The organism is Pseudomonas marginalis (assembly GCF_024169655.1).
In the GTDB taxonomy this organism is placed as follows: domain Bacteria; phylum Pseudomonadota; class Gammaproteobacteria; order Pseudomonadales; family Pseudomonadaceae; genus Aquipseudomonas; species Aquipseudomonas paraveronii.
On record NZ_JALJWV010000001.1, the window covers coordinates 2,748,594 to 2,764,955 of the forward strand.

Sequence of the window (16,362 nt, forward strand, 5' to 3'; positions counted from 1 at the left end):
AAGGAAATCCCATGGAACGCCTGACCATTTCCCTGGACCGTGGCCTCGCTGAGGAGCTGGACGCACTGATTCGCGACCAGGGTTACCACAACCGTTCCGAGGCCATGCGCGACATTTTGCGGCGGCATATCGAACAGGCGCGCCTGGAACAAGGCCAGGCGCCGCATTGCGTGGCCAACCTGAGCTTCGTTTACGATCACCATTCACGCACCCTGACCGAACGGGTGATGGACCTGCAGCACGCGCATCATCACCTGACCATTGCCAGTCAGCATGTGCATCTGGATCACGACAACTGCCTGGAAAGCCTGATGCTCAAGGGCTCGTCCGATGAAGTGCGCGAGTTCGCCCATCGCGTGTGCGCCGAACGCGGCGTGCGCCATGGCTCGCTGAACCTGATCCCGGTGGAGCCGCATGCGACCCACGAGCAGGCCCACAGTCACCTGCATCTGCACCCTAAAAGCTGACGACCATGGCCCGTAAACCGCCACCCGGCAGCCTCGACGAAGACGCCTGGATCGAAGTCATCGCGAGGATGGACGAGGTCTATTCCAAGCTGGTGCAAGACGAAATCGCCCTGGAAGAGAAGAACGTCGAGCTGGAGCAGTCGCAACAGTTCATCGCCGGGCTGCTGTCGTCGATGTCCGACGTGTTGCTGGCCTGCGACCCCGAAGGGCGCATTGAAGAGAGCAACAGCGCGCTGCGCACGCTGGTTGGCTGTGATGAGCAGTCATTGTCCGGCAGCCCGGCCTATGCATTGTTGGCCGACTCGCAGAGTGAAACCCAATTGCGCCAGGCCCTCGCCAGCCTGCGCCATCCCAACGCCAGCGCCTCGCTGGAGGTCAACTTCAGGGACGCCAGCGGCGCGCCGGTGCCCGTGGATGTCAGTTGCACCGTGCGCAGCGCTGGCAACGGGCGCTTTATCGGGCATGTGCTGGTGGGGCGACCGTTGGGCGAACTCAAGCACGCGTATCGCCAATTGCACGAGGCCCACGAAGCGCTCAAGCGCACCCAACAACAACTGTTGCACGCGGAAAAAATGGCCTCGCTGGGGCGCCTGGTGGCCGGTGTCGCCCACGAACTGAACAACCCGATCAGCTTTGTGCTGGCCAACGCGCATGTGCTCGACAGCTATGGCAAGCGCCTGCAGCAGTACCTGCAAGCGGTCCACGACGGCGAGTCGCAAGCCAGCCTTCAAGCCTTGCGCCGACAGCTGCGCATCGATCCTCTGCTGAGCGATTTGCCGTCGTTGATCGAGGGCAGTATGGAAGGCGCGCAACGCACCGCCGACATCGTCAGCGCCCTGAAGCGCTTCTCGGCCGTGGACCGTGAAGCGCTGGGCGAGGTCGACCTCAATGACGTCATTGAGCGCGCCATCCACTGGGTTTGTCGCGGCGTCGCGCCTGATCTGCAGGTGCATTGGCAGGCCGTTGATACACCGCCGGTGCGCGGTAATGCCGGGCAACTGCTGCAAGTGCTGATGAACCTGATGCAGAACGCCTACGATGCCGCGCAAGCGGCCAACCAGGCCTTGCCGACAGTCTGGATCGATGTGACCCAGGAGCCGGGGTGGGTAACGCTGCGTTTACGCGACAATGGGGCGGGCATCGCAGAAAAGCACCTGAGCCAGGTGTTCGATCCGTTCTTCAGCACCAAGCCCGTGGGTAAGGGCACGGGCCTGGGGCTATCGATCAGCTACGGCATCATCGAGCGCTGCGGCGGTCGGATGTCGGCTGCCAATCACCCCGAGGGCGGTGCGCAGTTCACCGTGACGCTGCCCGAAGCCGGGCTTGCCTGAGCCGATAAGCCAGCACCGGTGCTGGAAGTTCATTGTCCACTTATCGGCTCGGCTGGACAGTCACTGTCCAGCCGCCATGTTCTGCGAGCACCAGACCGTCGCCCGACCACGCCTGAATGGCACTCGGCACGTAAACTGGCACAGGGTTTGTATGAAGTTTTTAAGTTTCTTCATACTTGAACCCATCTTTCTGGAGTTCGCATGCCCTTGCATCCTGTTTCACCGGCTCTTGCGCCTATGACGTTCAAGCGTCGCGTCCTGGCGATTTTCGCCGGCCTGATCGCTGCCAACCTGCTGGCCTGGGCCTGGGCTTTCACGGCCTTCCATGACTATCCGCTGCTGCTGGGCACCGCTTTTCTGGCCTACAGCTTCGGCCTGCGTCATGCCGTGGATGCCGATCACATCGCCGCCATCGACAACGCCACCCGCAAGCTGATCCAGGAAGGCCGACAAACCGCGAGTGTCGGCCTGTTCTTCTCGCTTGGGCACAGCACCGTGGTGATCCTTGCCTCGCTTGGCATCGCCCTCACGGCCACGGCGTTCAAAAGCGAAATCGAAGCCTTTCACGGCATCGGCGGGCTGATTGGCACCTCGGTGTCTGCCGCGTTCCTGTTGCTGGTGGCACTGATCAACCTGCTCATTCTGCGCTCGGTGTACCAGGCGTTTAACCGAGTACGGCGCGGCGAACGGATCGGCGAACAAGAAATGAGCGCGATACTCACCGGCGGCGGCCCGATTGCCCGACTGTTGCGCCCGCTGTTCCGGCTGATCAGCCGTCCCTGGCACCTGTATCCGCTGGGCCTGCTGTTCGGCCTGGGTTTTGACACCGCCACGGAAATCGGCCTGCTGGGGATTGCGGCGGTGCAAGCCTCGCAGAGCCTGCCGATCTGGTCGATTCTGGTGTTCCCGGCGCTCTTCACGGCCGGCATGGCGCTGGTCGATACCGCCGACAGCGTGATGATGACCGGGGCTTATCACTGGGCACTGGTCAACCCGGCACGCAAGCTCTATTACAACCTGACCATCACCTCCATGTCGGTGTTGGTGGCCTTGCTGGTGGGCGGGGTGGAAGTGCTCGGGCTGATTGCTGCGCGTTGGGATCTGCACGGCGGCGTGTGGGATTTCATCACCGAGATGACCGACAACTTCGGCATGATCGGCTACCTGATCGTCGGGATATTCATCCTGACCTGGGCCGTTTCCGTGTTGTTCTACCGCTTCAAAGGCTACGACCGCCTGGACGTGACGCCTGCCTGAGCCTTCTCTTCCTTTCAGTGGCTGGCGAGGTTCTCTCGCCAGCCACTTGCCAAGCCGGACACATGGTTTCCAGGCTGCATAAATAGTGGAAACAAATATTCCATCTCGGGTTTGTTGCAAGGTGTATCAGTGTGCTCGGTGAAAAAGTAAAAATCCTTTAAAAACATATAGATAAGTTAATTATTGAACAATTAACCCATGCCGCGGCGAAATGGCACAGGTCTTGTACTTACCAGATGACTGAACGTCATGGGTTATCCGCATGTTTCCAGCCGCCGTCGCAATCATGACCAAGGCTGCAGCCTCAACACCCCATAGAACTGATGGCCTTTGTAGCCGACGGCATGGCGCCTGACTCACCTGGTCAGGCACAGATTTCCAACACACCGAGTGCAGCCCCCGTTGAAGAACATTCGCGGGGAGGAGAAATAAAGTAATGGAAACGTTTTACGAGGTGATGCGCAGACAAGGCATCTCGCGCCGCAGCTTTCTCAAATTTTGTTCCTTGACCGCAACCTCGCTGGGCCTGGGCCCGGCATTCATGCCCAAAATCGCCTGGGCCATGGAGAACAAGCCGCGCACCCCCGTCCTCTGGCTGCACGGCCTGGAATGCACCTGCTGCTCGGAGTCATTCATCCGCTCCGCGCATCCGCTGGCCAAGGACGTGGTGCTGTCGATGATCTCCCTGGATTACGACGACACCTTGATGGCCGCCGCCGGGCATCAGGCCGAGGCGATCCTTGACGAGGTCATGACCAAGTACAAGGGCAACTACATCCTCGCTGTCGAAGGCAACCCGCCCCTGAACCAGGACGGCATGAGTTGCATCATTGGTGGCAAGCCCTTCGTCGAGCAGTTGAAGCGTGTTTCACGCGATGCCAAGGCGATCATTTCCTGGGGCTCCTGCGCCAGTTGGGGCTGCGTACAGGCCGCCAAGCCCAACCCGACCCAGGCCGTGCCGATTCACAAGGTCATCACCGACAAGCCGATCATCAAAGTGCCGGGCTGCCCGCCCATCGCCGAAGTCATGACCGGGGTGATCACCTACATGCTGACCTTCGACCGCATTCCCGAGCTGGACCGTCAGGGCCGGCCGAAAATGTTCTACAGCCAGCGCATTCACGACAAGTGCTACCGCCGTCCGAACTTCGACGCCGGTCAGTTCGTCGAGTCCTGGGACGACGACGCCGCACGCAAGGGCTATTGCCTTTACAAAGTCGGCTGCAAAGGCCCGACCACCTACAACGCCTGCTCGACCGTGCGTTGGAACGGCGGCACCAGCTTCCCGATCCAGTCCGGCCATGGCTGCATCGGTTGCTCGGAGGAGGGGTTCTGGGACAAGGGCTCGTTCTATCAGCACCTGACCGGTATCAACCAGTTTGGCGTTGAAGCGAACGCCGATGAAATCGGCCTGGCTGCTGGCGTCACCGTAGGCGCAGCGATCACTGCCCACGCCGCCGTCACCGCCCTCAAACGCGCCAGTAACGGCAAGGCGCCCACCACCTCGCCCGACGCCCCAGCGACAAAACAGGAATAAGCACCAATGAGCACCTATTCGACTCAGGGTTTCGACCTCAACAACACAGGCCGACGTATCGTTGTCGACCCTGTGACCCGTATCGAAGGCCACATGCGCGTCGAGGTTAACCTCGATGCCAACAATGTCATCCGCAACGCCGTTTCCACCGGCACCATGTGGCGCGGCCTCGAAGTCATCCTCAAGGGCCGCGACCCACGTGACGCCTGGGCATTCGTGGAGCGTATCTGCGGTGTCTGCACCGGTTGCCACGCGCTGGCCTCGGTGCGCTCGGTAGAGGATGCGCTGGGCATTCGCATCCCGCCGAACGCGCACTTGATTCGCGAGATGATGGCCAAGACGCTGCAAGTCCATGACCACGCCGTGCATTTCTATCACTTGCATGCACTGGACTGGGTGGACGTGGTGTCGGCGCTCAAGGCTGACCCCAAGCGCACCTCGGAACTGCAGCAGACCGTTTCGCCGGCTCACCCCTTGTCGTCGCCTGGCTACTTTCGCGACGTACAAAACCGCCTGAAGAAGTTCGTCGAAAGCGGGCAGCTCGGGCCGTTCATGAATGGCTATTGGGGCAACCCGGCGTACCAACTGCCGCCTGAAGCCAACCTGATGGCCGTGACCCATTACCTTGAAGCCCTCGACTTGCAGAAAGAGTGGGTGAAAATCCACACCATCTTCGGTGGCAAGAACCCGCACCCTAACTACCTGGTCGGCGGCGTGCCCTGCGCGATCAATATCGATGGCGACCTGGCCGCCGGTGCGCCGTTGAATATGGAACGCCTGAACTTCGTGCGGGCGCGCATCGATGAAGCGCTGACCTTTTGCCGCAACGTGTATGTGCCGGACGTGCTGGCCATCGGCACTATCTACAAGCAAAAAGGCTGGCTGCACGGCGGCGGGTTGTCGGCGACCAACGTGATGGACTACGGCACCTACGCCAAGGTCAATTACGACGACAGCACCAACCAATTGCCGGGCGGCGCAATCCTCAATGGCAACTGGGACGAAATCCTCCCCGTGGACCCTCGCGACCCCGAGCAAGTGCAAGAGTTCGTGACCCACTCCTGGTACAACTACCCGGACAACGACAAGGGCCTGCACCCGTGGGACGGCATCACCGAGCCGAACTACGAGCTGGGCGCGAAAACCAAGGGCACCCGCACCAACATCGAAGAAGTCGACGAAAGCGCCAAGTATTCGTGGGTCAAATCGCCGCGCTGGCGCGGCCATGCCATGGAAGTCGGGCCTTTGGCGCGTTACATCCTGGGCTATGCCCATGCCCTTAAAGGCAACCCGCATTGCCAACGCGTCAAGGAGCAACTGGAAGGTTCGCTGCGAGCCGTCAACCACGACTTGCCAAAAGCCCTGGGCCTGGCGGAAACCAACCTGAGTGCCAAGCAACTGTTGCCAAGCACGATTGGCCGAACCCTGACCCGCGCCCTGGAAGCCGAGTACTGCGCAGAAATGATGGTCGACGACTGGAACGAGTTGATGACCAACATCCGCAACGGCGACCGCGCCACCGCCAACGTTGAAAAGTGGGACCCGTCCACCTGGCCGGCTGAAGCCAAAGGGGTCGGCATCGTTGCCGCGCCACGCGGCGCATTGGGCCACTGGATCCGGATCAAGGACGGCAAGATCGAGAACTACCAGTGCGTCGTGCCCAGCACCTGGAATGGCAGCCCGCGTGACGCCAAAGGCCAGATCGGGGCTTTCGAAGCCGCGCTGATGAACACACCGGTGGCGATCCCCGATCAGCCTGTGGAAATCCTGCGCACGTTGCACTCCTTCGACCCGTGCATGGCCTGCGCCACCCACGTGATGAGCGAGGACGGCGCGGAGTTGAGCACAGTCAAGGTCAGTTGATCGATTGTTCAACGCTGCAATTGGCAGGCGCTACGGCGCCTGCCCATCCAAAGGTGACGCTATGACCCAACCTACTCAAAGCCCCATCGACCAGTCGGAATACGTGTACGAGGCGCCCGTGCGCCTGTGGCACTGGATCAATGCCGCCTGCATTGTGGTGCTGGCCATCACCGGCTACCTGATTGGCGCGCCGCTGGCGACCCAGCCGGGCGAAGCCAGCGAGCATTTCGTGATGGGCTACATCCGCTTTGCGCATTTCAGCGCGGCCTACATTTTCACCATCGCCATGATCGGGCGCGCCTATTGGGCGCTGGTGGGCAATCACCACGCCCGCGAACTGTTCTCGGTGCCGCTGACCAGCAAGGCGTACTGGGCCGACATGAGCGCTTGGATGCGCTACTACCTGTTCATCGGGCCTACTCCAACACCGATGTTCGGCCACAACCCGCTGTCGCGTTTCGCGATGTTTTTCATCTTCCTGCTGACCTCACTGTTCATGATCCTGACCGGCTTTGCACTGTATGGCGAAGGCGCGCAAATGGGCTCGTGGCAGGAACGCACCTTCGGTTGGGTGCTGCCGCTGCTGGGGCAATCCAACAATGTGCATGTCCTGCATCACTTGGGCATGTGGGTGATTGTGCTATTCGTCATGTCCCACATCTATGCCGCCGTGCGCGAAGAAATCAACGGGCGCCTGAGCTTGGTCGGGTCAATGATTTCCGGCTACAAGACCTTCAAAAAATGACCACATTGGTAGAAACCGCCATGAGTCCTCTCCAACCGACACTGCCGCAGATCACTGTGCTGGGCATCGGCAATCTTTTGTGGGCCGACGAAGGCTTCGGCGTGCGTTGCGTCGAAGCCTTGCAACAGCGTTATGAGTTCGCCGACAACGTGGCGCTGATCGATGGCGGCACGCAAGGCCTGTACTTGATCCAACATGTTCAGCAAGCCGATTACCTGCTGATTTTCGACGCCGTGGACTACAACCTCACGCCTGGCGAGCTGAAGTTCATCGCCGACGACGATGTCCCCAAATTCCTCGGCATCAAAAAGCTCAGCCTGCACCAGACCGGCTTTCAGGAAGTGCTGATGCTCGCGCAATTGACCGGTCACTACCCAACACGGGTGTTGCTGATCGGTTGCCAGCCGGAAAACATGATGGACTACGGCGGCAGCCTGCGCGCCAGCGTCAGGGCCGCCATGGAAGGCGCGCTGGATGAGGCGCTGCGCGTGCTCGACAGTTGGGGCGCGGCGCCGCAAAAACGCGCTACGCCGCTCACCGGTGAGGAGGCCGTGACACTGCCGCACCTTGAGCTGCAACGCTACGAAAACGAACGTCCGTCCGAACAGCAAGCCTGCCGGATCGGCGACGAACGCATCCTCGCCAGGCGCGCCTGATATGTGCATCGGACTGCCCATGCAAGTGATCGAGGCCGAGTTGGGCTTTGCCCGCTGCCGCGACCGCAACGGCGAAGAACGGCGCATCGACCTCTCACTCGTCGGCCCGTGTGCGGTCGGCGACTGGCTGTTGATCTTTCTCGACGCCGCCCGTGAACGCCTCGACGCCCAACGCGCCGGTGAAATCGACGCAACCCTGCGCCTGCTCGAAGCGGCTTTGTTCGGCACGGCCCCGCAGCCAGACAGCGCGCCGGGTTTCAGCTTGCCCTCGGCAATGAGCGCCGGGCAACTGGCCGCCTTGCTCGGCCACGCATCGCCAACCCTTGAGCCTGCTGCGCTCACCCCACCTCAACCGTCAGTCAAGGACCCCACATGAGCGACTCCGCTGTTTTTATGGCGCCCATTCCCGCGACGCCCGCCATCCCGGCCTTGATCAGCCGGCTGGTGGAGCAATTCGACGCGACCTGGATCGACGCCGATAACCTCGACGCCTGGCTTGCCGAAGGCGGCGACTGCCTGTTGCTGCTGTGCGGTGACCCGGTACGCCATCCCGAATGCCTGGACGTGGCCGTGGTGTTGCCGGAACTGCGCATGGAAATTGCGCGCCGCCACCACGTGACCCTGCGCCTGGGCGTGGTCAGTCGCGCCGATGAAGACGCCGTCGCCGCGCGCTTTGCCGTGCGCCGCTGGCCGTCGCTGGTTTGGCTGCGCGATGCAGGTTACGTCACCACCTTCAGCGGCATGCTTGACTGGGACGAATACCTGCGCCTGGCGGACAGTGCCGTGAGCCAAAGCAATGCGCGCATTCCATTGCTTGCCGGTGCCCCGGTCAGCGCCCCCGGAGGTTGCCAATGAACCACGATTTGAATGACCGCGATGCGCAAAGCCACGCCGTGGAGTTCGATCCGCTGAACTACATCCCTGTGGTGGATATCGGCCCCGGCTCGCAACCTGACGACGAGGACGTGCTCGAATACATCAGCATGCCTCAGGGCATGTATACCCATAGCATTCCGGTGCTGCCCGAACCTGAAGAGCTGGAGGCGCTGCCCGGCGCCCGGCAAGCATTGCAACAGTTGCTGCAATGCCTGCGCGACTGCAATAACGGCCTGCCCACGCAAAGCGTCGACCTCAGCGGCCTGGAAATCGGCGACCGCAAGCTGCTCGACCAATTGCTGGGCGAGGGTGAAGTCAGCGCGATCATTGCCGCGCAGCCGTCGTTGCGTATCCAGGAATCGATCTTCGCCGGCGTATGGCGCATCTACGGCCAGGGCTACGATCACGTCGAAGTGGGCGCCGCGCCCTCGCAACTGCGCGGCAATGCTCGCGCTGCGGCTCGGCCCGCGGATTTCGACTTGTCGTCCCCGTTGCCGCTCGGCGTCATGAACGCCCCGGCGATCCTGACCGAGGTACAAGACCGCAGCCAACACTGGCAACCCGGCGATCAGGTGCATGTCATCAACCTGACCTTACTGCCGTTGTCCGAACAAGACATCGCCTTCCTCGACACCTATTTGCCCGCCGGCCCTGTGCGCGCATTGGCCCGTGGCTATGGCAATTGCCTGATCAGCGCCACCCGGATCCAGAACTGCTGGCGCATCACGTACTTCAACTCGCAGGATGCGCAAATCCTCGACACCATCGAGATCACCGACCTGCCGGAAGTGATCTGCGCCGCCCCCGAAGACCTGGCCGACTCACTGGAGCGCTTCGAAGACGTTATCCAGTGGTTCGAAGGGCAGTGAGGTCACGATGAACGAAAAAACCGGCTTCGAAGGCAGCTACGGCGGCGACAACGCCCGGATCAGCGACGCCACCCGCCTGGAATGCAAAATCTGTTGGTGGGTATATGACCCGCGCGAAGGTGACCCGGTCTGGCAGATCGAGCCCGGCACGCCGTTCTCGGCATTGCCGGAGCATTGGCGTTGCCCGAACTGCGATGGCGATGCGGAGCAGTTCATGGTGATCGATGAACCTGTCTGAGTGGCAAGACTGCCCGGCGCAACAGGCACAAACGCTGTGCGCGCATTTCCAGGGCATCGCTGACACACGCATGCGCGGGTTGCCGTTTCTCAATCAGCAACTGGTGGTCGAGGCGGTGGGCTTTAGCGCGCAAATCGCCGGGGAAAACGCGGCCACCGGAGTGCTCGGCATTCTGATCACGCCTTGGTTCATGAACCTGATCTGGCTGCCGGAGAACACCGGCACAATCCTGGCCCAGGGTGCATCAGGGGAGCATCAATTTGGCGGCCAGTGCCTGAGCTTTATTGGCGCAGAGGGCGAGGGCATCGGTGGTTACGAGAGCTGCTCGCTGTTTTCACCGATGTTTGAATTCGCCGATCAGGACGCGGCCCGGCAAACCGCCGAACAGGTGTTGGCGTTGTTGCGCGACGCGCCCGAACGCCCACCCGAACGCCCGGCCATCAGCCGCCGTGGCTTGTTGTTCGGACGCGCGTCCGGGGGCGGGCAATGACCTCCACGGCAACCCTGGCGCGGCTCAGCGGCTCGTTGCGGGTGCGTCCCGGTCAGCAGCCCGCCATTGTCGGCAGCCGCCCGGCGTTGGCCGCCACTTTGTTGCGCGGCCAGCCGCCACAGACCGCCGCGCACCACTTGCCGTTGCTCTATAGCCTGTGCGGGCAAGCGCATCGCTTGACCGCCGAGTTGGCCGTCAACACCGCACTGCACGGCGAAACACCCATCGACCCAAACGCCCAGCGCATGCTGGAGACCGAAACCCGCCGCGAGCATCTGCGGCGTATGCTGCTCGAATGGCCGCAGTCGCTGGGTAACCCGCCGGTGCGCCCCGATCTGAGCCAACTGCATGCCTGGGAACACGCCCCGCAACAGGCGATGCAGGCCTGGCTGGGCGAATCGGCGGCGCAATGGCTTGAACAATGGGACGCCGAGCCGTTCAGCGCGCTCGATGACTGGAGCCAACGCAGCGCTCATTGGCTGGCGCAAGCCCTGGCCGATTGCCGCGACGAGGCCCACGCCTTGCAACTGCCGGTGCATGCCCTGTCACTGGCCGGCAACACCCAAGCGCTGCGCGCGGTGGCCGAACAACTGCGGCAGGCGAGCGATTTCGCGTTGCATCCGGTGGTCTTAGGGCTACCCTGTGAGACGGGCAGTTGGACCCGCGAGCGCGAGGTGGAGCCACAACGCTACGCCAGCGTCTGGTTGCGCCTGGGGGCGCGCTTGGCCGAACTGGCGCGGCTCTCGCTGCCACAGCCCAGTGGCTTGGCATTCGGCGCATTGGCGCTGGGGCCAAACGAGGCGTTGGCCTGGAGCGAAACCTCGCGTGGTCTGCTGCTGCACCGGGTCTGTCTGGAGCGAATGAATGCCGGTGTGTTGATCAGCGACTATCAGGTCATCGCGCCGACCGAATGGAACCTTCATCCTCAAGGCGCGCTGGCCCAGGGGGTGGCGAAGCTGTCCGCCAGCGATCCGCGCACCCGACGTCGCGCTGAACTGTTGATCGCGGCTTTCGACCCGTGCATCGGCTTCACCCTCGAGCTTGAAGCCGCACCGAGCGAGGAGATTATTCATGCATGAAGTGAGTCTGGCGGGCGGCATTCTCAGCGCCGTCGAGGCGGCGGCCAGGCGCGATCCGTTCGTGCGGGTCAGCCGCTTGCGCCTGGAAGCCGGCAAGCTGGCTGGCGTTGAAATCGAGGCGCTGCGTTTTGCCCTTGAAGCACTGGCGCCAGGCACCTTGCTGGCCGGTGCGCAAATCGATATTGAACAACCCCCGGGCCAGGCCTGGTGCCTGGATTGCGCCATCAGCGTGCCGCTGACCGAGCGCGGCGCTGGCTGCCCGCAGTGCGGCGGCTTCTGGCTGCAACCTACCGGCGGTACTGAACTGCGCATCCTCGACCTGCAGGTCGAGGATCATTAATCGTTTGATTTTGGAGGTACACCATGTGCGTCGTCTGCGGTTGCGGAACCGGACATTCACACGACAAGACCGAAGCGCCAGCCACCGATAGCGATGTGCGGGTCGACGCTACCGGCGACCTGCATTATGGCGCGGGCGAGGCGCGGGTTTCAGTGCCCGGCATGAGCCAGGCCCGCACCATCCGCCTGGAGCAAGACATACTCGGCGAAAACGACCGGCACGCCGCACGCAACCGGGAAAACTTCACCGCCCACGGCGTACTGGCCCTCAATTTGGTGTCCAGCCCTGGTTCCGGCAAGACCACGCTGTTGTGCAGCACCCTCATGGCCCTGCGCCAGCGCCGCGCCGACTTGCCGCTGGCGGTGATCGAGGGCGATCAGCAAACCCGTCACGACGCCGAGCGCATCCGCGAAACCGGCGTACCTGCGATCCAGATCAACACCGGCAAAGGCTGCCACCTCGACGCCCGGATGATCACCGAAGCCTACAGCCGCCTGCCGCTGCATGACGCGCTGCACGCCGCCGGTCACACGCATCAGTCGCCTGTGCATAGCCACGTTGATCCGCAGCCGCACGCCCACGTTCATACTCAACAGCATCAACACAGCCACCGCGCCCATGACGCCAGCGAGCCGGCCGGCATGCTGTTCATCGAGAACGTCGGCAATCTGGTCTGCCCCGCGCTCTGGGATCTGGGCGAGGCGGGCAAAGTGGCGATCCTGTCGGTGACCGAGGGCGAAGACAAACCCCTCAAGTACCCGGACATGTTCGCCGCCGCGCGCCTGATGATCCTCAACAAGATCGACCTGTTGCCGCACCTGGATTTCGACGTGCAGCGCTGCCTGGACTACGCGCGACAGGTCAACCCGCAGATCCAGATCATCCAGCTCAGCGCCCGCGACGGCACCGGGCTGGATGCCTGGCTCGACTGGTTGCTGGCCGGCGCCCCCGAGGGTGACCGACGCGCCGCGCGCATCGCCGAACTGGAAGCTGAACTGGCCCGCCTCAAAGGTCAGACGGAGGCCCCGCATGCGTAGCGAAAAACTGCCCGGCGCGCAGGTCTGGCCGCCGGTGCTGGCCTGTGGCGCGTGGCTGAAGAACACCGCCTGCCTGGTGCAAGGCGATCAAGTGCTGTGGTCGCCGCTGCACGGTGACTTGGGCGACCCGCAAAGCTGCCTGGACCTGGCGGCGTCGCTGGACGCGCTGTTGGCGTGCGCTGACGTCACGCCGCAGGCCATCGCCCACGACCTGCACCCGGATTTCTATAGCTCGCAACTGGCGGTGACGCTGGCGGAACAACTCAACGTGCCCGCCGTAGCCGTGCAGCATCACCACGCGCACATTGCCGCGTTGATGGCCGAACATGGCCTCGACGGCCCGGTACTCGGCCTGGCGCTGGACGGCGTCGGCCTTGGCAGCGATGGCGCGGCCTGGGGCGGCGAGTTGCTCTGGGTGGCCAGCGATGCCTGGCGCCGACTCGGCTATCTATTGCCACTGCCGCTGCCCGGTGGCGATGTGGCCGCCCGCGAACCCTGGCGCTTGGCCGCTGCGGCGTTGCATCTGCTGGGGCGCGACGCTGAAATCCTCAGGCGGCTCGGGCCGCTGGTCGGTCAACAAAGCGCCAACACTGTTGCGCAGATGCTCGCGCGCGCTCTCAACTGCCCGCCGAGCAGCGGCGCTGGACGCTGGTTCGATGCCGCTGCCGGGATTCTCGGCATCAGCGTGCGTCAACAATTCGAAGCCGAAGCGGCCATTGCCCTGGAGCGTCTGGCCGCGGAATACCTGGCAGCCCACGCCGAGCCCGCCATCGACGGCCTGTGGCAGATCCGCGCTGACGGCGTGCTCGATCTGCTACCGCTGCTGACCCGTCTGTTCGAGCTCGCCGACGGCGCACGCAGCGCGGAGGGCGCGGCGCTGTTTCACCTGACGCTGGCCGCCGCGCTCGCCGACTGGATCGAGCGCCAATCCACCACGCTGCCGGTGCTGCTCGGGGGCGGTTGCTTTGCCAATCGCCTGCTCAGTGCCCGGCTCACGCAACGATTGACCGCCAAGGGCTTAGCGGTTTTCAGCGCGCAGGCCGTGTCTTGCGGCGATGCCGGGCTGGCCCTGGGTCAAGCCTGGGTTGCCGCGCACTGGCGCGACCCGCAGCGCCAACCCGCTCTGCCATTGAAGGAATCCCAAGCATGTGCCTAGCCATTCCCGCCCGCGTGATTGAACTGCGCGACGGCGATAACGCGCTCGTCGACTTGGGCGGTATCCGCAAGGAAATCTCCCTGGCGCTGGTGCCGCAAGCCCAGGTCGACGACTACGTGATCGTCCACGTCGGTTACGCCCTCGGCCTGATCGACCCCGAAGAAGCCCAGCGGACCCTGGCCATGTTCGAAGAGCTGGACCGCCTGCAACCGGAAGCCCTATGAAGTACATCGATGAATACCGCGACGGCGAACTGGCGCAACGCATTGCCGAGCGCATCCGCAACGAAGTCGAGCCTGAACGCCAATACCGCTTTATGGAGTTCTGTGGCGGCCACACCCATGCGATATCGCGTTACGGCGTGAGCGATTTGCTGCCCGCCAATGTGCGCATGATCCACGGCCCCGGCTGCCCGGTGTGCGTCTTGCCGATTGGGCGTATCGACCTGGCGGTGAAGCTGGCGCTGGAGGACGGAGCGATCCTCTGCAGCTATGGCGATACCCTGCGCGTGCCGGCGTCCGGTGGCCTCTCGCTGCTGCGCGCCAAGGCCCAAGGCGCGGATATCCGCATGATCTACTCGCCCAGCGATGCGCTGAAAATCGCCGAGGCCAACCCCGAGCGTGAGGTGGTGTTCCTGGCCATCGGTTTCGAAACCACCACGCCGCCGACCGCTTTGGTGATCCGCGACGCCGCCGCTCGCGGCCTGAAAAACTTCAGCGTCTTGTGCTGCCATGTCCTGACCCCGGCGGCCATCGAGCATATCCTTGCCGCCCCCGGGCAAGATGCGGCGGCGGTGGAACTGGACGGCTTTGTCGGCCCGGCGCATGTGAGCATCATCATTGGCTCGGAACCCTACGCCGAGTTTGCCCGCCAATACCGCAAGCCGGTGGTGATTGCCGGTTTCGAGCCGCTGGACGTCATACAGGCGATTTTGATGTTGGTGCGTCAGGTCAACGACGGGCGCGCCGAGGTCGAAAACGAATTCGTCCGCGCCGTGGGCCGCAATGGCAACAGCGCCGCGCTGACATTGATGGACGAAATCTTCGAACTGCGTGAGAGCTTCGAATGGCGCGGGCTTGGTGAGGTGCCGTTCAGCGCCTTGCGCATTCGTGCGGAATTCGCCGCCTTCGATGCAGAAAAACGCTTCGATCTGCATTACCGCGCCGTGGCCGATAACAAAGCCTGCGAATGCGGGCCGATCCTGCGCGGCCAGAAAAAGCCCACCGACTGCCGCCTGTTCGGCAGCGTATGCACCCCGGAAAACCCCATGGGTTCGTGCATGGTCTCCAACGAAGGCGCCTGCGCCGCTCACTATGCCTACGGGCGCTATAAAGACATCGAGGTTGTTGCAGTATGACCGGCCGCTCTCCCGTAAAACGCGGTTATGTACGCCCCCTCAATTTTCGCGACGGCGTGGTCGATATGGGCCACGGTGCTGGCGGTCGTGCTTCGGCGCAACTGATTGAAGAGCTGTTCGTTGCTGCGTTCGACAACCCGTGGTTGCGCCAGGGCAACGACGGCGCCGCCTTCAGCGTCGAACTCAAACCCGGCGAACGCATGGTCATGGCCACCGACGCACACGTGGTGTCGCCGCTGTTTTTCCCCGGTGGCGACATTGGCAGCTTGTCTGTGCATGGCACCCTCAACGACGTCGCCATGGGCGGCGCACGGCCGCTTTATCTCTCAGCCAGCTTCATCATCGAGGAAGGCTTTGCCCTGGCCGAGCTCAAGCGCATCGTCGAATCGATGGGCCGCGCCTCCCGTGACGCCGGGGTGCCGATCATTACAGGCGACACCAAAGTCGTGGAACGCGGCAGTGGCGACGGCGTGTTCATCAGCACCACCGGCATCGGCATTATCGCCAACGGGGTCGACACCGGCGGGCATCGTGCACGTCCCGGCGATGCGATCCTGGTGTCCGGCAGCATCGGCGAACACGGCGTGGCGATCATGTCCAAGCGAGAAGGGCTGGCGTTCGAAACCGAAATTCTCTCCGACAGTGCGGCACTGCATGGTTTGGTGGCGCAGATGCTTGCGGTCGCTCCCGGCCTGCGCGTACTGCGCGACCCGACCCGAGGCGGTTTGGCGACCACGCTGAACGAAATCGCGGGCCAATCCGGCGTCGGCATGCTGTTGGACGAAGCGGCGATTCTTGTGCAGCCGCAGGTCGAAGCCGCCTGCGAACTGTTGGGCCTGGACCCGCTCTACATCGCCAACGAGGGCAAGCTGATCGCAATCTGCGCCGAAGAAGACGCCCAGCCGCTGCTCGACTGCATGCGCCGCAACCCTTTGGGCGAACATGCGGTGCGTATCGGCACGGTGCTTGAAGACGCGCACGGTTTTGTGCAGATGCAGACCCGATTCGGCGGGCGCAGGGTGGTGGACTGGTTGTCGGGTGAACAATTGCCGAGAATCTGCTGA

General features: G+C 63.1%; 19 protein-coding genes. All 19 read left to right on the forward strand.

Going from position 1 to position 16,362, the window contains the following annotated elements; all coding sequences use genetic code 11:
* Positions 1 to 11: 11 nt before the first annotated feature.
* The 19 genes from nikR (at position 12) to hypE (ending at position 16,362) form a co-directional block, all read left to right on the forward strand.
* Positions 12 to 467, forward strand: a complete 456-nt coding sequence (gene nikR, locus J2Y83_RS12400) for a nickel-responsive transcriptional regulator NikR (RefSeq protein WP_253395556.1) — start codon at positions 12 to 14, stop codon at positions 465 to 467.
* A gap of 5 nt (positions 468 to 472) precedes the next feature.
* A complete protein-coding gene (locus tag J2Y83_RS12405; protein WP_253395558.1) occupies positions 473 to 1,798 on the forward strand; it encodes a PAS domain-containing sensor histidine kinase in 1,326 nt (441 codons plus the stop codon).
* Between the two features lie 201 nt (positions 1,799 to 1,999).
* Positions 2,000 to 3,055, forward strand: a complete 1,056-nt coding sequence (locus tag J2Y83_RS12410; RefSeq protein WP_253395560.1) for a HoxN/HupN/NixA family nickel/cobalt transporter — start codon at positions 2,000 to 2,002, stop codon at positions 3,053 to 3,055.
* Positions 3,056 to 3,491: 436 nt separating this feature from the next.
* Complete coding sequence (locus J2Y83_RS12415) at positions 3,492 to 4,592, forward strand: hydrogenase small subunit (RefSeq protein ID WP_253395562.1); 1,101 nt, start codon at positions 3,492 to 3,494, stop codon at positions 4,590 to 4,592.
* 6 nt (positions 4,593 to 4,598) lie between these two features.
* The gene (locus J2Y83_RS12420) at positions 4,599 to 6,455 is read left to right on the forward strand and encodes a nickel-dependent hydrogenase large subunit (RefSeq protein WP_253395564.1); all 1,857 of its coding nucleotides are present in this window, start codon (positions 4,599 to 4,601) and stop codon (positions 6,453 to 6,455) included.
* Positions 6,456 to 6,516: 61 nt separating this feature from the next.
* Complete coding sequence (gene cybH, locus J2Y83_RS12425) at positions 6,517 to 7,200, forward strand: Ni/Fe-hydrogenase, b-type cytochrome subunit (protein ID WP_253395566.1); 684 nt, start codon at positions 6,517 to 6,519, stop codon at positions 7,198 to 7,200.
* A 20-nt stretch (positions 7,201 to 7,220) separates the two neighbouring features.
* Positions 7,221 to 7,856, forward strand: a complete 636-nt coding sequence (locus J2Y83_RS12430) for a HyaD/HybD family hydrogenase maturation endopeptidase (RefSeq protein ID WP_253395568.1) — start codon at positions 7,221 to 7,223, stop codon at positions 7,854 to 7,856.
* A 1-nt stretch (position 7,857) separates the two neighbouring features.
* Complete coding sequence (locus J2Y83_RS12435) at positions 7,858 to 8,232, forward strand: HypC/HybG/HupF family hydrogenase formation chaperone (protein WP_253395570.1); 375 nt, start codon at positions 7,858 to 7,860, stop codon at positions 8,230 to 8,232.
* Positions 8,229 to 8,711 (forward strand): hydrogenase, encoded by a 483-nt coding sequence (locus tag J2Y83_RS12440; RefSeq protein ID WP_253395571.1) that lies wholly within the window; start codon positions 8,229 to 8,231, stop codon positions 8,709 to 8,711. Before J2Y83_RS12435 ends, J2Y83_RS12440 begins: the two co-directional genes overlap by 4 nt.
* Positions 8,708 to 9,601: a hydrogenase expression/formation protein gene (locus J2Y83_RS12445; RefSeq protein WP_253395573.1), complete on the forward strand. Its 894-nt coding sequence runs from the start codon at positions 8,708 to 8,710 to the stop codon at positions 9,599 to 9,601. The genes J2Y83_RS12440 and J2Y83_RS12445 overlap by 4 nt, the downstream gene beginning before the upstream one ends.
* Positions 9,602 to 9,608: 7 nt before the next feature.
* Complete coding sequence (locus J2Y83_RS12450; protein WP_219806718.1) at positions 9,609 to 9,839, forward strand: rubredoxin; 231 nt, start codon at positions 9,609 to 9,611, stop codon at positions 9,837 to 9,839.
* Positions 9,826 to 10,329 carry a [NiFe]-hydrogenase assembly chaperone HybE gene (hybE, locus tag J2Y83_RS12455; protein WP_253395575.1) on the forward strand — a complete coding sequence of 168 codons (504 nt, stop codon included), beginning with the start codon at positions 9,826 to 9,828 and terminating at the stop codon, positions 10,327 to 10,329. The genes J2Y83_RS12450 and hybE overlap by 14 nt, the downstream gene beginning before the upstream one ends.
* The gene (locus tag J2Y83_RS12460; RefSeq protein ID WP_253395576.1) at positions 10,326 to 11,408 is read left to right on the forward strand and encodes a HoxV; all 1,083 of its coding nucleotides are present in this window, start codon (positions 10,326 to 10,328) and stop codon (positions 11,406 to 11,408) included. Before hybE ends, J2Y83_RS12460 begins: the two co-directional genes overlap by 4 nt.
* Entirely contained in the window at positions 11,401 to 11,748 is a 348-nt protein-coding gene (locus tag J2Y83_RS12465; protein WP_253395577.1) for a hydrogenase maturation nickel metallochaperone HypA/HybF, read from the forward strand. The genes J2Y83_RS12460 and J2Y83_RS12465 overlap by 8 nt, the downstream gene beginning before the upstream one ends.
* A 23-nt stretch (positions 11,749 to 11,771) precedes the next feature.
* Entirely contained in the window at positions 11,772 to 12,785 is a 1,014-nt protein-coding gene (gene hypB, locus J2Y83_RS12470) for a hydrogenase nickel incorporation protein HypB (RefSeq protein ID WP_373423748.1), read from the forward strand.
* Complete coding sequence (locus tag J2Y83_RS12475) at positions 12,778 to 13,941, forward strand: Kae1-like domain-containing protein (RefSeq protein WP_253395578.1); 1,164 nt, start codon at positions 12,778 to 12,780, stop codon at positions 13,939 to 13,941. The genes hypB and J2Y83_RS12475 overlap by 8 nt, the downstream gene beginning before the upstream one ends.
* Positions 13,932 to 14,165 carry a HypC/HybG/HupF family hydrogenase formation chaperone gene (locus J2Y83_RS12480; protein ID WP_046383288.1) on the forward strand — a complete coding sequence of 78 codons (234 nt, stop codon included), beginning with the start codon at positions 13,932 to 13,934 and terminating at the stop codon, positions 14,163 to 14,165. The genes J2Y83_RS12475 and J2Y83_RS12480 overlap by 10 nt, the downstream gene beginning before the upstream one ends.
* Positions 14,162 to 15,298, forward strand: a complete 1,137-nt coding sequence (gene hypD / locus J2Y83_RS12485) for a hydrogenase formation protein HypD (protein WP_253395579.1) — start codon at positions 14,162 to 14,164, stop codon at positions 15,296 to 15,298. Before J2Y83_RS12480 ends, hypD begins: the two co-directional genes overlap by 4 nt.
* Complete coding sequence (hypE, locus tag J2Y83_RS12490; RefSeq protein WP_253395580.1) at positions 15,295 to 16,362, forward strand: hydrogenase expression/formation protein HypE; 1,068 nt, start codon at positions 15,295 to 15,297, stop codon at positions 16,360 to 16,362. Before hypD ends, hypE begins: the two co-directional genes overlap by 4 nt.

Excerpts from the sequence above, each read along its gene's own strand:
- nikR (WP_253395556.1), top strand. The coding sequence starts at position 12 with ATGGAACGCCTGACCATTTCCCTGGACCGTGGCCTCGCTGAGGAGCTG.
- J2Y83_RS12405 (WP_253395558.1), top strand. The coding sequence starts at position 473 with ATGGCCCGTAAACCGCCACCCGGCAGCCTCGACGAAGACGCCTGGATC.
- J2Y83_RS12410 (WP_253395560.1), top strand. The coding sequence starts at position 2,000 with ATGCCCTTGCATCCTGTTTCACCGGCTCTTGCGCCTATGACGTTCAAG.
- J2Y83_RS12415 (WP_253395562.1), top strand. The coding sequence starts at position 3,492 with ATGGAAACGTTTTACGAGGTGATGCGCAGACAAGGCATCTCGCGCCGC.
- J2Y83_RS12420 (WP_253395564.1), top strand. The coding sequence starts at position 4,599 with ATGAGCACCTATTCGACTCAGGGTTTCGACCTCAACAACACAGGCCGA.
- cybH (WP_253395566.1), top strand. The coding sequence starts at position 6,517 with ATGACCCAACCTACTCAAAGCCCCATCGACCAGTCGGAATACGTGTAC.
- J2Y83_RS12430 (WP_253395568.1), top strand. The coding sequence starts at position 7,221 with ATGAGTCCTCTCCAACCGACACTGCCGCAGATCACTGTGCTGGGCATC.
- J2Y83_RS12435 (WP_253395570.1), top strand. The coding sequence starts at position 7,858 with ATGTGCATCGGACTGCCCATGCAAGTGATCGAGGCCGAGTTGGGCTTT.
- J2Y83_RS12440 (WP_253395571.1), top strand. The coding sequence starts at position 8,229 with ATGAGCGACTCCGCTGTTTTTATGGCGCCCATTCCCGCGACGCCCGCC.
- J2Y83_RS12445 (WP_253395573.1), top strand. The coding sequence starts at position 8,708 with ATGAACCACGATTTGAATGACCGCGATGCGCAAAGCCACGCCGTGGAG.
- J2Y83_RS12450 (WP_219806718.1), top strand. The coding sequence starts at position 9,609 with ATGAACGAAAAAACCGGCTTCGAAGGCAGCTACGGCGGCGACAACGCC.
- hybE (WP_253395575.1), top strand. The coding sequence starts at position 9,826 with ATGAACCTGTCTGAGTGGCAAGACTGCCCGGCGCAACAGGCACAAACG.
- J2Y83_RS12460 (WP_253395576.1), top strand. The coding sequence starts at position 10,326 with ATGACCTCCACGGCAACCCTGGCGCGGCTCAGCGGCTCGTTGCGGGTG.
- J2Y83_RS12465 (WP_253395577.1), top strand. The coding sequence starts at position 11,401 with ATGCATGAAGTGAGTCTGGCGGGCGGCATTCTCAGCGCCGTCGAGGCG.
- hypB (WP_373423748.1), top strand. The coding sequence starts at position 11,772 with ATGTGCGTCGTCTGCGGTTGCGGAACCGGACATTCACACGACAAGACC.
- J2Y83_RS12475 (WP_253395578.1), top strand. The coding sequence starts at position 12,778 with ATGCGTAGCGAAAAACTGCCCGGCGCGCAGGTCTGGCCGCCGGTGCTG.
- J2Y83_RS12480 (WP_046383288.1), top strand. The coding sequence starts at position 13,932 with ATGTGCCTAGCCATTCCCGCCCGCGTGATTGAACTGCGCGACGGCGAT.
- hypD (WP_253395579.1), top strand. The coding sequence starts at position 14,162 with ATGAAGTACATCGATGAATACCGCGACGGCGAACTGGCGCAACGCATT.
- hypE (WP_253395580.1), top strand. The coding sequence starts at position 15,295 with ATGACCGGCCGCTCTCCCGTAAAACGCGGTTATGTACGCCCCCTCAAT.